The following is a 12,298-nucleotide window of genomic DNA, read 5'->3' on the forward strand; positions in this document are numbered from 1 at the left end:
GCCCGCTCGCCCTCCAGCCGCGGGTCGTGATCGGGCTCGGCCTCGTCGGTGTCGTGCTCGCCGTCGTCCTCAGTATTCTCCTCACATCGCCCGACACGCACCCGGTCACGCTCGTTGCGGACGCGATCGGGCTCGCCGCCTTCGCGGCGACCGGCGCGATCGTCGCGACCGAGGCGGGCGTCTCCGCGTTCGGCGTCGTCGCGGTCGCCACGATCAACGCGGTCGGCGGCGGCGCGTTCGCGGACATCCTCCTCGACCGCGCGCCGTTCATCCTGTTCGACGACTTCTACGCGAGCTGCGCGGTGCTGGGCGGCGCTGTGTACTGGGCGCTCGGCGCGCTGGGCGGCCTCGGTGGGGCAGCCGCCGCCGGCTGTGCGGCGGTGACTGTCGGCACCAGACTGGTCGCGGTCGCGTACGGCTGGAGCGTCCCCACCGCCGGATGGGTCGAACGGTTCGTCGACCGCGTTACGGGCGAGCGGTAGCTCGGGCCGGCGATCGAGGAGTTCGGGCCGCGCCGGAACTCAGCTCTCGAACCCGTTCTCCGCGACGAGCCGCCGCACGCCGACGTACGCGATCGCGGCGATACCGACGTAGGCGACGACGAGGGCCGTCGTCGTCGCGTCCGCGCTGTCGATCGCGAGTCTCGCGACCGCGTTCGCCGGGCCGCCGGCCATCGCCGTGGCGCCACCGAACAGGACGAGGACGCCGATCGAGTAGAGGAACTGCGCGGCCCGGCGGTCGGGCGCGAGCGCCGAGATGGCGACGGCGAGCGCGACGACGAGCGTCGTCAGCGCGGTCATCAGCGCGAGGATAGACGGGACGTTGGCGACGGGGGTCCCGTTCGCGCGGAGCAGGAGCAGCCACAGCAGCGCCTGCCCGGGGGCGATCGCGACCGCCGCGAGCGCCTTCCCGTCGACGATCTCCCCCAGCGTGACCGGGGCGACCCGGAGCAGTTCGAGGGTGCCCTCGTCGATCTCCTCGGTGATCGAGTCCACCACGAGCGACCCCGAGATGAAGACGGGGAGGAAGACGAGCACCGGGATCAACACGGTGTACGTGAACGTGAAGTACGGGCTGGTGCCGGTCCGTTCGGGCAGCGGGAGCGGCGACTCGCTCAGGTACGCGGCCCGGTCCGCCCGCTCGTTCAGCTCGTAGGTCCGGAGCAGGTCTCGGAGCTGGACGACGATCACGGTCGTCTCGACGGTCGCGTCCGGCGCCGTGACGATCGCGGAGATCCGGCCCTCGGCGTTCCGGTCCGTGACCACCACCGCGTCGGCGGCGTTGCGATCGAAGGCGCGTAGCGCGGCGCCGGCGTCCGCGTATCGGGTGACTGAGGCTCCTTCGACCTCGCTCGCGGCGCGTTCGAGGTCGCTCACGGCGTCGCCCGCGCCGGCCACCTCGACCTCCGCGCCGCCGAGCGCGCCGGGGTCGTACATCGAGACGAGCCCGACGACGAGGAACGACGAGAACGCGGCGATGAACAGCTGGATCGCGATCGCCAGCAGGATCGTCTTCTCGGCGCGGAGGCCCGCCAGCTCTCGGCCGGCGATCGTGAGGCGGCTGTCCCGCCCTGCGCTCGTCGGCCGACCGTCGGCGTCACCCATGGAGGCTCACCACCCCGAAGTTGTACGCGGCGTGGAGCAGCGTCGCCAGCGCCAGCGTGAGCGCGTACGCCGTCCGGTTCCGGCTCGCGCCCACCGCGGCAACGGTCGTGGCGAATCCGTGGAGCAGGAGGGGCGCAAACAGTAGCGCCGCGATAACGACCGGCGAGAGCCCCTCCACGCCGGCGACGCTCCCGAACGCGGCCCGGCCGACGTACAGGTCGGTGAGTCCGACCGCCTGCACGACCGCCGTGGCCTTCTCGGCGAGGAAGAAGCCGATCGCGGAGGCGAGCCCGACCGCGACGGCGACTCGGTCGGTCCGGGCGAAGACGCCGCGCTCGAAGCCGGCGTAGAGGTGGACGCTCTTGGCGACCTCCTCGATGAAGGCGATGGTCACGAGCAACACCGGAATCGAGACCGTCACCGGAAGCGCGAACAGCGTCGCGACCGCCAGTAGCTCCGCGACGAACACGAATGGGATCGTACAAGCGGTGAGGAACGCGACCGAGCCGAGCGCGCGGAGCCGCCGGCGGTCGACGAGCCCCGAGAGATCGACGTCCTCGATCGCCGAGAGCCGCACCGCGAGCGCGTCGAGGAGCTTCCGTCCCACCGGCTTCTGGGTGAACATGTCCTCCTCGCGGTACACCCCGAGACCGAGCCCGAACAGGAGCGCGGCGCCGAGCGCCATCGGCCCGGTCGAGAAGAGCGCCTCGCCGACCGAGACGGCCTCGCCCTGCAGGTCGAAGACGACGAGCGTCAGCGGCGACACCAGCGCGACCGGCGTCACGTTGGTGAAGACGGCGGGGACGAAGGCGTACGTCGTGAGGAGCACGCTGACGCCGACCGTGACGAAGGTGAGCTCCTTGAACGACCGCGCGAACATGGCGCCGACGAACGTGGCCGCGAGGAAGGTCAGGGCGACGGGCAGCACGGCGATCACCGAGAGGGCGCCGCCTCCCACGGCGACCGCGATGAGGGTCGTGACGAGGAGCGCGGCCGCGACGTACGGGAGCGTCTTGCCGGCGACGATGTCGACCGGCGAGAGCGGCGTGACGAGCAGCGGCTCCCCCCGCCGGTTCGTGCGCTCGTCGAGCACGGACGAGCCGTACGCCTGGATGAGGAAGTTCATCGGGACGAGGAAGACGAACGCCAAGAGCAGCGAGACGAAGGGGAACGGCGGCGAGATCGACCCCGGGGAGCCGACCGTATCGGCGCCGAACGTCCCGCCGCCGACCGAGGGGACCGCGAAGCCGTCGCCGTCGGCCGTGGTATCGTCGCCCGGGAAGTCGCTTCCCGTCGCGCCGGTGCCGCCTTCCGTGTCGCCGTCGCTACCCCCGCCGGCGGAGCCGTCGCTACCCCCGGAGCCATCGGAATCACCGGAGCCGTCGCCGCCTCCGCCGTCGCCCTCACCGAGCGTCGAGCCCTCGTCGAGCGCGCTCGTCCGACTGACGTACCGAAGGGAGACGGTCACGGGGAAGGCGGCGGTCGCGTTCTCCTCGGCGGCCATCAGTCGCTCGTTGTGCGCCTCGACGGCCTCGCGGAACTCGGCGGCCGCGGCCTCGCCCTTCCGCGTGTCGCTGGCGCGGACGACGACGGTCTCGACCGCGCCGCTCTGGCTTCTCCCGTCGAGCACGACGAGGTCGGCCGTGTCGCCGAGCTCGGCGCCGTTGACGGGCCGAGGCGTCAGCGCCGGGGCCTCCTCGATCGCGTCCGCGTACGGAGAGCCGCCGTCGACGGCGACGCGGTACACGTCGCGGTCGACGTCGAGCCCGACCGCGCCGACCGCGAGCCCGCCGCCGAGAACGCCACCGGCGACGAGCAGGAGCGCGAGCGCCGCGAGCAGCGTCCGACGGTCGACGCCGCCGCCGGCTCGGGCGACCTCCCAGCGGGCGACCCGAAGGATCCTCCGGAGCCGGTCGATCACTCGGCCCCCTCCGGCGGCTCCGCGCGGCGTTTCTCCTCGCCGTCGCCGTCGACAGCCACGTCATCCAGCTCCCCGCCTCCGCCGCCCGTGTACCGCCCGGGCATCGGGCGGCCGACGATGTCGAGGAACACGTCCTCTAAGCTCGGCTCGCGGGTGCGGATGTCGACGACTTCGCCGCCGGCGTCGGCGGCGGCCGCCCGGACCGCCTCCACCGCGTCCATGTCCGGGACGACGGTGCGGAACCGGTCGCCGACCTCCTCGGTCGCGGCGTCGTGGTCGTCGAGTAGCTCGGCCAGCGCGTCGGTTCGGGCCGGGGACACGTCGGTGAACACGTGGTACGTCGTCTCGCCGTGTCGCTCGCGGATCCCGTCGACGCTCCCGCGGGCGACGATGCGCCCCTCGTTCATCACCACGACGCGGTCGCAGACCGACTCGACGTGGTAGAGGTTGTGCGCGGAGAAGACGACGGTCTTCCCGGCCGCGCGCAGTTCCCGGGTGAACTCCAGCACGGAGTTCGTCGTCACCGGGTCGAGCCCGGACGCGGGCTCGTCGTACACGAGCACGTCCGGGTCGTTGACGAGCGAGCGCGCGATGGCGACCTTGCGTTTCATCCCCTTCGACATGTCCCCGAGGCGGCGCTCGCGGTGATCCAATTCGAGTCGGTCGAGCGCGGCCGCGATGCGCTCCTCGGCGACGTCGCTCGGCACGTCGTACAGGTCGGCGAAGAACTGCAGGTACGACAGCGGCGTCATCTCCTCGTATAGGGGCGACTCCTCGGGGAGAAAGCCGAGTCGCCGGCGCATCTCCGGATCGTCAGAGGGGAAGCCGGCGACTTCGACGTCGCCCTCGGTGGGCTCGACGAGCCCGGCGAGAACTTTCAGTGTCGTCGTCTTGCCCGCGCCGTTCGGGCCGACGATGCCGAACACCTCGCCCTCCTCGACGGAGAAGGTGCTGTCGACGACGGCCGCGAAGTCGCCGTACGTCTTCCGCAACCCCTCCACTTCGATCATGAATTTCGATCGACCGCGGTCCGGGTTAAACCCACCTCTGCGGCTATCACCACCGAGAACGGTGACGGGGGACCAACCGACGTGCGGTTCTCAATCATCGGCCCACGCGTCTCCGTGGGCCCGGTAGCCGTCGAACTCGCCGATATCGATCTCGCGTTCGATCTCCGCGCACGTCTCTGCGTCGAGCTGGGTGATGTGACAGAGCGGGTGCCCCGGCGCCGCGACCGGATTCTCCAGCGAGCCGAGAATCAGCCCGTCAAAGGGGGCCTCGACCGCGTGTTCCTCCGTCTTGAAGTGATTCGTTATCGTGCAGATCGTCTCGCCCTCGTAGACGAGCGGGTACGGCCCCCACTCCATCTGCACGAGGCCGCCGGTGTCGGCCCGAAGCCACCGCTTCGTGCTGTCAGCCGAGGTGGACTGGTACCACCCGGGCCAGTGGACCGGCTCTCCCGGCCGGATCTCGTACTCGGCGAGGACGCTCTCGACGCCCTCCAGCGCCTTCTCGACGAGCACGGGCTGGAAGCGGTGGGCGCGGCCCATCTCGACGGTCACCGTCGGGATCCCGTCCGCGGTCGCCGTCGAGCGCAGCGACCCCTCGTCCCCGCTCCCGTACAGCACCACGTTCGTCGCGAACGCCCGGGCGAGCCGGCGCACGTCGGGGTCATCGAGGTCGGCCCGGGCGTGGTAGATGGTCGTCCGGTTGCGGGTGGAGGTGTGGAAGTCGAGTCCCAGATCGCACTGCGCGACGAACCGCCGGTAGATCCGATTCGCCATCCGCTCGGTGGTGTTCGAGCGCTCCTTCCCCGGGAACGACCGGTTCATGTCCTGGTCGTAGATGGGAGTGTCGCGCCGCTGCGCCTCGTACGCTGGGACGTTACAGACGTGGAGACAGACGAGCGTCCCGTGGAGCTCTCCGGGCGAGTACCGGGCTGCGACCTCCTGGGCCACCTTGACCCCGTTGAGCTCGTCGCCGTGGATCCCAGCGCTCAGGAAGAGGGTCGGCCCGCCGGCCTCGCCGTTTATCACCGTCACCGGCATCTCGATCGGATCGCCGAGATACGTCTCGCCGATCTCGTAGCGGATGTGGCGCTTCTCGCCCGGATCGACTGCGGCGTCGTACCGGAACGGCTCCGGCTCGGAGTTCGGCTCGGACTGCGGCTCGGTCATGGTCGGATCTCACAACACGACGGGTAAACCTCTCGGGCCGCCGGTAGCCTTACGGCGCCCCTTCGAGAACCTCGTCGCATGACCGACCGAGGGGACGCGACCGTCCCCCCGAGCCGTCCCGCCGACGGCGACTCGCTCGACGCGGCCGACCGAGAGGTCGCCGTCGACCCGGCCGTCGCGGCGACGGCTCGGGAGGAACTGCGGACGACGTTCGACTACCAGGTCGAGCGGCTCCGCGAGATCGACAACAAGGCGATCGAGATCCTGAAGGCGAACCTGCTGCTCATCGGGATCGTCGTCACCGGCGGCTCCATCGTCGTCCAGACGACCGTGGACCTAGCCGCCTTCCTGAACCCGTTCACCGTGGTCGGCGGCCTCCTCCTGCTCGCGTCGACCGGGCTGGCCGCGGTCACGTACACCGCCTCGGACCTCCGTGGCGGACTGGACCTCAAGGCCGTCGACGCGGTGATCGCGAGCGAGCGCGGCGAAGCAAACCCGCAGGGCAGTGTCTCGGTGAGCGACGCCGAGTTCGACGAGCGCCTGCTCCGGAGCTACGCCGAGTGGATCGACTACAACGCCCGCGTTACCGCCGTCAACGACCTGCTCGCGACGGTCACGGTGCTCCTGATCTTCGTCGCGTTCGTCTACGTGACCGCCGGCGTCGTCGTCGGTGCGGCCGGTCTCACGCCCGTCGCGTCGTGGGTCTCATTCGCCGTGCTTACCCTCTTCTCGGTCGCGTTCACGTGGGTCTCCGCCCACATGGACCACCTCGGTCCGGAGACCACGCACCCGGCGGCGTCGTTCGCCGGGATCCCGATATCGAAGGGCGGGGACAGGCGGCAGGCGTGGTCGTCGTTACGAGCCATGCTCGGCCGGGCCCCGACGGGGGGAGAAGAGCCCGGTATCGAGGCGACGGAATCGGATCCCGGAGCGAGCGAGCGTCGCGAGACCGACGGCTCGGAGCGGTGAACGGGGAGACGGACGACGTACCGGCCGGTACGCGTGTCGAGCGGACAGAGCGAAAGCGGCAGGATTTGACGGACGTTACTCCTCTTCTTCCGCTTCCACGACGGGGCCTCGACCTCGTTCCCAGACCCCCTCCGCGGAGGTGTCGTGCGGTGCTGTGTGCGAGACGTCTTTCATGGTGTCGCGGTCGTCGGCCATCTTGAATTCGAATTGTGCGGATCTCCGTATTAACTCTTCGTGGAAAGAGATAATGAGACCTGATACCATTTAAGGAATTAATATGCGTCGTCTTAACTACGACGGGACCGTTGGACGAACCGTGAATTACCGGTCTCACTCGGACGGAGAATCGGACGGACGTTTCGATCTCGAGCGGTGCGGCGGTGAGTCCGCGTCGACGGTCGTCCGTGAGGGAGCGACCCTCGCCGTGGGTCTCGATGTCGCGGTCCCGCCGGACGTCGCCGCCGAAGCGCTCCGCGACACCCGGAGTTGGCCCGACTGGGGACCGGCGCTCGACGCCGTCGAGAGCGACGACCGCCACGTGGCGCGCGGGACGAGGGGACGGGTTCGGGTCGGCGGCGCGTGGCTCCCGTTCCGCGTGACCGCGTGCAACGGGCGACGCTGGGAGTGGCGAGTCGCCGGGGTCCCGGCGACCGGCCACCGCGTCGACAGCTACGCCGGGGAGTCCGACCGCAGTCGCGTCGTCATCGAAGTGCCCGTCGTCGCGGCGTGGTACGTCCCCGTCTGTCGGCGCGCGCTCGACCGGTTCGCGGCGCTGGTCGAGTCGCGATCGCGCGAACGATCCGACGGGTCGACCGATACCGACGCCTGAACCCCTCTGTCCGGCCGTCGGTGGGGTCTCAGTTCTCGTACCCCTCCGCGAACGGATCGATCTCCTCGCTGCCGGGCTCGTCCTCGTCGCGGGTGAACCCCGGTCCCTCCGTCGCCAGCTCGAAGACGAGCCCGTCGGGGTCGCTGAAGTAGATGCTTTTGAAGTAGGTGCGGTCCTTGACCTCAGAGACCCGGACCCCCTGCTCGCGGAGGTGCTCTTGCCACTCCCGGAGCGTCTCCTCGTCTTCGACGCCGAACGCGAAGTGGTGGCTCGCGCCCGGTCCGGGGGCGCCCTGCGAGTTCGGGTACTCGAAGTAGGTGACGTTGGTCCCCGGCTTCCCCTTCGGCGTGGGAGAGAAGTAGTAGTGCGGCGTCCCCGGGTCGTCGTAGTTCTGGGTTCGCTTGACGGTGTGCCAGCCGAGCGCGTCCTCGTAGAACGCGACCGTCTCGTCCATGTCCGTGCAGATGTTCGTCACGTGGTGCAGTCCGGTGGTCGGTGGAGCGTCAGTCATTGTCGTGTGTCAGGTGGTCGCGGAGTCAGTTAGTGGTACTGGCGGGTCGAGAAAGCGGTCGAGAAGCGTTGTAGTCGGTACGGTCGCGTCCGGTTCAGGACGGTCGCGGCCGGCTCAGAACAGACCGAGGCCCAGCGCGTAGGGCCACGCGGTGCCGCCGACTGCGAGCAGCGCGATCGCGGCGCCCGCGCCGTACACGTTCTTCAGGAAGCTCGTCATCTCGTTCTGCTTCTCCTCGGGGTCGTCCATCGACCAGAAGTCGTGCATCGTCACGGCGGAGACGAGCAGGAAGAAGGCGAGCGCACCAGCCGCGAGCACGGGGAACGCCCCGACGACGACGCCGAGCCCGCCCAGTACGAGCACGAGCCCGGAGGCGACCACGGAGAAGCGCGGCGCCGGCAGCCCCTTGAACTCGGCGTAGCCGGCCATCGTGTCGAGGTCCATGAAGTGGTTCAGGCCCATGAACGCGAGCGTGGCGCCGAACAGGATCCGACCGAGCAGGAAGAGTTCGCCCGCGAAGGGGGTATCGAGCTGCAGCGGTAGCGTCGCGAATTCAGCTAACATCGTGTAACCACGTATACGGACGTAACCTATTTATCGCTTCCCGGACAATAGGGTAAGTAGGTAACACCGATGTCATCGCAGGAACTCGCCGGGGGAGACCCGGCGGAAACGACCGACGCAGAGTCCGAGTCGGACACGTCCCAGAACGCGTCCTCGACCCCAGAGACGCCGTGTCCCGTCGTCGACTCGCTCGAACAGATCGGCTCGCGCTGGCGGCTCGTCGTCCTCCACGAGCTGTTGAACGGCGAGTCCCGGTTCAACGAACTCAAACGGGAGACCGACGCGAACGCCCGGACCCTCTCGCGCGTGCTCGACGACCTGCAGGAGACCGGGTTCGTTCACCGGCGGTTAGAGGAGGAGTCGCCGGTGGCGACGTACTACAGTCTCACGGATAAAGGCGAGTCGCTCGCGCCGGTCTTCGAGGAGATCGACGACTGGGCCCACGAGTGGCTCGCCGAGTGCAGCGGGTAGGGACTCGTTTACGAGGCCGTTGGTCGCTTTTCAACGAGAGCGGGCTCCGTGGCCGCCTGCTCATAAAACGTCGGCAGATCGGCGACGAACTTCTCCAAAGCCCCAGTCGCTCGCTTATAAACGACTGATCGGGGATCGACGGTGAAGGCCTCCAAAGCCCCAGTCGCGAGGGCGACGCACGCTCGCTGCGCTCCTCACTCAGTCGCTCACGCTCCTTCGCTGCGGTGCTTACATCCCCTGCGTCGCCCTCGCGACTGCCCCTTTGAGTCCCACCCCGCACAACACCGCAACCGCACCTCACACCTCCCCAGCCTCGTCGCTCGCTTCGCTCGCGACTCCCTCGCGCGTGCGACTCGCGGCCGATGGCCGCTCATCGGCACGCGCCACCGCACCGCGTTCGTTCATTCTCGATCGGCCATGCCGTTCGTACTGTTTATAAATCGCGTCGTCGACGTCCCCCTCTCGGCGCCGAAACGCACACCACCCTCCGGCCCGTATCGACTCCCGTGTACGCCGGACTGAAGAACACCCCCTGTTGCCTGTGCGGTCGAGACGAGACCCACACCCGGATCGCGGTGCCGCCGCGGGCGCTCACGCTGATGGAGAACGGCGACCCTATCGCGTGGCGCGACGTCGTCGGGACGGTGACGCTCCGCTTCTGCGCCGACGACTGGGACCTCGTGAGCGACCTCGCCATCGAGATGGACGCCCACCCGCTCTCCCGGTGCAACGCGGCGCACGTCTCGCTCGACCTCCGCGAGGACCACGAGGCGCTGCTGTCGGCGGTGAAAGGCGAGACGGACCAGACGGAGCTGGAGTCCCGGCTCGCCGCCGAGGCGGGGGAGACGCTCGACGCGGTCGACGACCCCTACACCGAGGAGCGAGACGTGGTCGAGGCGATCGTGGTGTTGCGCGCGCTGGAGGAACTGGGCGTCCGCGACCCGCAGAGCGACCCGGTGGCGCCGTAGCGCCACGCGTCGGCGCACGCCGTCGCCTACCACCGGACCTCGAACCCGTCCAGTCCCTCGGGTTCCCCGTAGGTCGCGTCGACGTCGTCGACGTCGGCCGCCTTGCTCCCCGTCTCGCACCACGCGACCATCTCGCGGACCGCGTCCTCCGGCCCCTCGAAGACGGCCTCGACGCGACCGTCGTCGAGGTTGCGCACCCAGCCGTCGACGCCCGCCTCCCGGGCGGTGTCGCGGGTCGTCGCGCGGTAGTAGACGCCCTGAACGCGCCCCGAGACGGACACGTGCGCTCGCGTGCGGTCGGTCATGTCGAGAGCGTGCGACCGCCGCGGGCTTAAACGCGACGCCGACCGATCGGGGCGTCGGCCCCGCCGCTCGGCAACCGACGACTTCTAACTCTCGGCCGTCGATATCGCAGGTATGGATCTGTTCGGAACCGCGGGGATCCGCGGGAGCGCCGTGGAGCGCGTCACGCCCGAGCTCGCGCTCGCCGTGGGACGCGCCGTCGCGGCGGAGGTGCGAGGTGACGCAGAGGCCGGCGAGAGCGGTCGGGGAGGCGCCGAGAGGCGCGGGCGTCCCGCCGAGGTCGTGCTCGCTCGCGACGGGCGCGTGACCGGGCCCGCGCTCGCGGCGGCGATGGAATCGGGGCTCGCGTCGAGCGGGGTCCGCGTGCTGCGCGCGGGCCGGCTCCCGACGCCGGCGCTCGCACACGCCTCCCGGGGGCGATACGGCGTCATGCTCACCGCGTCGCACAACCCGCCGACCGACAACGGGATCAAGCTGTTCCGCGACGGGAGCGAGTTCGACCGCGAGGCCGAGCGCGCCGTCGAGGAGCGCGTCGCGGACGGGGAGCCGCCGGCGGCGTGGGACGCGTGGACCGAGACGGAGCGCGTCGACCCGCTCGCAGGCTACCTCGCCGACGTTCGCGCGTACGCGGAGCGGTTCGGCGCCCCCCTCGACGGGCTCCGCGTCGCGGTCGACTGCGGGAACGGGATGGCCGCGCCCGCGACGCCGACCGTCCTCCGCGAGCTCGGCGCCGATGTCGTCACGCTCAACGGGAACGTCGACGGCCACTTCCCGGGCCGCGGGAGCAAGCCGACCCCCGAGACGCTCCGGGACCTCCGGGCGTTCGTCGCCGACGCCAACGAGGGCGTGACCTCCCCCGGTCGCCCCGATACCGACACCGAGGGGTTCGCCTTCGGGATCGGGCACGACGGCGACGCCGACCGGATCGTCGTCGTCGACGCCGACGGCGAGGTCGTCCACGAGGACACCGTCCTCGCGCTGCTCGCGGAGCGGTACACGCGCGAGAGCGACGCCGCCGACCCCGTCGTCGTCACGACCCCGAACGCCTCCGGGCGGATCGACGAGCGCGTCCGCGAGGCCGGCGGACGGGTCGAGCGCGTCCGACTCGGCGCGCTTCACGAGGGCATCGCGGCGGTACGGACCGAGGCCGGAGCGACCGGTGGCGACGCGGAAGGCGACACCCGCGTCGTCTTCGCCGCGGAGCCGTGGAAGCACGTTCACGTCGCTCACGGGGAGTGGATCGACGGCGTCGCCTCGGCCGCCGTGATCGCCCGACTCGTCGCCGACGAGGGGCTGGACGGGCTCCGCGAACCGATCACCGAGCGCCCGTACCGCAAGGTCAGCGTCGACTGCCCCGACGACGCCAAGGCCGGCGCCATGGACCGGCTCGAGACCGGGCTTCCCGAGTCGTTCCCCGGCGCGACGGTGAACACCGACCACGGCGTCAGGCTGGAGTTCCCGGACGCGTCGTGGACGCTCGTCCGGCCTTCCGGCACGGAGCCGTACGTGAGAGTGTACGCCGAGAGCGACGCGGTCGACGAGCTGATCGCCGACGTCGAGACGGTCGTCGTCGACGCGGTGACCGCTGTCGAGGACGCGTAGCCCGTCGGTCGGCTCGGATAAGCCACGAACGTGAACGAGTTCCGGTTCGATCGCTCCGAGCAAGCGACGATTGCTCCGTAGTGTTCCAAGAACGTACGGTATCGGGCGCCGAGAGCGACGAATTTATGACGTGTTCCCGCCCCATTGTAGGTGACATGGTATCCGACCTCGATCGGCGGCGGTTCGTCAAGGCGGCAAGCGCAGCGGGCCTCATCGGCCTCGCGGGTTGTAGCGGCGGACCCGGCAGCGACGGGGGAGACGACGGTTCGGACGGGTCTGACGGATCTGATGGTTCGGACGGATCTGATGGTTCGGACGGGTCTGACGGTTCGGACGGTTCGGACGGGTCGGACGGGGGGGGGGGCCAGGCGGCGGTCAT

The 12,298-nt window shown here is 70.1% G+C and carries 13 protein-coding genes and 1 pseudogene; 7 read left to right on the forward strand and 7 right to left on the reverse strand.

All coding sequences use genetic code 11. The features are described from left to right. A partial coding sequence (locus OQF71_RS11250; protein WP_280587778.1) for a TRIC cation channel family protein occupies nt 1-482 on the forward strand: 482 nt, incomplete at its 5' end. Nucleotides 483-521: 39 nt separating this feature from the next. On the opposite strand, the gene OQF71_RS11255 is transcribed toward OQF71_RS11250, so the two are convergent. The 4 genes from OQF71_RS11255 to OQF71_RS11270 all read right to left on the reverse strand — a co-directional run bounded on the left by OQF71_RS11255 (nt 522) and on the right by OQF71_RS11270 (nt 5,702). Next, complete coding sequence (locus OQF71_RS11255) at nt 522-1,604, reverse strand: ABC transporter permease (protein ID WP_280587780.1); 1,083 nt, start codon at nt 1,602-1,604, stop codon at nt 522-524. Next, nucleotides 1,597-3,525, reverse strand: a complete 1,929-nt coding sequence (locus tag OQF71_RS11260; protein WP_280587781.1) for a PrsW family intramembrane metalloprotease — start codon at nt 3,523-3,525, stop codon at nt 1,597-1,599. Before OQF71_RS11260 ends, OQF71_RS11255 begins: the two co-directional genes overlap by 8 nt. Further along, nucleotides 3,522-4,535, reverse strand: a complete 1,014-nt coding sequence (locus OQF71_RS11265) for an ABC transporter ATP-binding protein (protein ID WP_280587782.1) — start codon at nt 4,533-4,535, stop codon at nt 3,522-3,524. The genes OQF71_RS11260 and OQF71_RS11265 overlap by 4 nt, the downstream gene beginning before the upstream one ends. Nucleotides 4,536-4,625: 90 nt before the next feature. Further along, nucleotides 4,626-5,702 carry a succinylglutamate desuccinylase/aspartoacylase family protein gene (locus tag OQF71_RS11270; RefSeq protein WP_280587783.1) on the reverse strand — a complete coding sequence of 359 codons (1,077 nt, stop codon included), beginning with the start codon at nt 5,700-5,702 and terminating at the stop codon, nt 4,626-4,628. Between the two features lie 78 nt (nt 5,703-5,780). On the opposite strand from OQF71_RS11270, the gene OQF71_RS11275 reads away from it, so the two are divergent. Further along, nucleotides 5,781-6,671 carry a hypothetical protein gene (locus OQF71_RS11275; protein ID WP_280587784.1) on the forward strand — a complete coding sequence of 297 codons (891 nt, stop codon included), beginning with the start codon at nt 5,781-5,783 and terminating at the stop codon, nt 6,669-6,671. Nucleotides 6,672-6,987: 316 nt separating this feature from the next. Next, a complete protein-coding gene (locus OQF71_RS11280) occupies nt 6,988-7,500 on the forward strand; it encodes an SRPBCC family protein (RefSeq protein WP_280587785.1) in 513 nt (170 codons plus the stop codon). 28 nt (nt 7,501-7,528) lie between these two features. On the opposite strand, the gene OQF71_RS11285 is transcribed toward OQF71_RS11280, so the two are convergent. Beyond that, nucleotides 7,529-8,011 (reverse strand): VOC family protein, encoded by a 483-nt coding sequence (locus tag OQF71_RS11285; protein WP_280587786.1) that lies wholly within the window; start codon nt 8,009-8,011, stop codon nt 7,529-7,531. Between the two features lie 114 nt (nt 8,012-8,125). Next, the gene (locus OQF71_RS11290) at nt 8,126-8,575 is read right to left on the reverse strand and encodes a DoxX family membrane protein (RefSeq protein ID WP_280587787.1); all 450 of its coding nucleotides are present in this window, start codon (nt 8,573-8,575) and stop codon (nt 8,126-8,128) included. Nucleotides 8,576-8,644: 69 nt separating this feature from the next. On the opposite strand from OQF71_RS11290, the gene OQF71_RS11295 reads away from it, so the two are divergent. Together OQF71_RS11295 and OQF71_RS11300 are read left to right on the forward strand one after the other, a co-directional pair. Beyond that, a complete protein-coding gene (locus OQF71_RS11295) occupies nt 8,645-9,046 on the forward strand; it encodes a helix-turn-helix domain-containing protein (RefSeq protein WP_280587788.1) in 402 nt (133 codons plus the stop codon). Nucleotides 9,047-9,552: 506 nt separating this feature from the next. Further along, nucleotides 9,553-10,014: a hypothetical protein gene (locus tag OQF71_RS11300; RefSeq protein WP_280587790.1), complete on the forward strand. Its 462-nt coding sequence runs from the start codon at nt 9,553-9,555 to the stop codon at nt 10,012-10,014. A 26-nt stretch (nt 10,015-10,040) separates the two neighbouring features. Here the strand turns inward: OQF71_RS11300 and OQF71_RS11305 are convergent, their stop codons facing one another. Continuing rightward, nucleotides 10,041-10,319 (reverse strand): acylphosphatase, encoded by a 279-nt coding sequence (locus tag OQF71_RS11305; protein ID WP_280587791.1) that lies wholly within the window; start codon nt 10,317-10,319, stop codon nt 10,041-10,043. 112 nt (nt 10,320-10,431) lie between these two features. Here OQF71_RS11305 and OQF71_RS11310 point away from each other — a divergent pair, with 112 nt between their 5' ends. Together OQF71_RS11310 and OQF71_RS11315 are read left to right on the forward strand one after the other, a co-directional pair. Beyond that, the gene (locus OQF71_RS11310; protein ID WP_280587792.1) at nt 10,432-11,919 is read left to right on the forward strand and encodes a phosphomannomutase; all 1,488 of its coding nucleotides are present in this window, start codon (nt 10,432-10,434) and stop codon (nt 11,917-11,919) included. Between the two features lie 155 nt (nt 11,920-12,074). Next, a pseudogene (locus OQF71_RS11315) lies at nt 12,075-12,298 on the forward strand (BMP family ABC transporter substrate-binding protein); the annotation flags it as partial.

This window comes from Halorubrum sp. Boch-26 (assembly GCF_029889805.1).
Classification (GTDB): domain Archaea; phylum Halobacteriota; class Halobacteria; order Halobacteriales; family Haloferacaceae; genus Halorubrum.

Coding starts and splice junctions, on each gene's coding strand:
- OQF71_RS11255 (WP_280587780.1), bottom strand. CDS start 1,604: ATGGGTGACGCCGACGGTCGGCCGACGAGCGCAGGGCGGGACAGCCGC.
- OQF71_RS11265 (WP_280587782.1), bottom strand. CDS start 4,535: ATGATCGAAGTGGAGGGGTTGCGGAAGACGTACGGCGACTTCGCGGCC.
- OQF71_RS11270 (WP_280587783.1), bottom strand. CDS start 5,702: ATGACCGAGCCGCAGTCCGAGCCGAACTCCGAGCCGGAGCCGTTCCGG.
- OQF71_RS11275 (WP_280587784.1), top strand. CDS start 5,781: ATGACCGACCGAGGGGACGCGACCGTCCCCCCGAGCCGTCCCGCCGAC.
- OQF71_RS11285 (WP_280587786.1), bottom strand. CDS start 8,011: ATGACTGACGCTCCACCGACCACCGGACTGCACCACGTGACGAACATC.
- OQF71_RS11290 (WP_280587787.1), bottom strand. CDS start 8,575: ATGTTAGCTGAATTCGCGACGCTACCGCTGCAGCTCGATACCCCCTTC.
- OQF71_RS11295 (WP_280587788.1), top strand. CDS start 8,645: ATGTCATCGCAGGAACTCGCCGGGGGAGACCCGGCGGAAACGACCGAC.
- OQF71_RS11305 (WP_280587791.1), bottom strand. CDS start 10,319: ATGACCGACCGCACGCGAGCGCACGTGTCCGTCTCGGGGCGCGTTCAG.
- OQF71_RS11310 (WP_280587792.1), top strand. CDS start 10,432: ATGGATCTGTTCGGAACCGCGGGGATCCGCGGGAGCGCCGTGGAGCGC.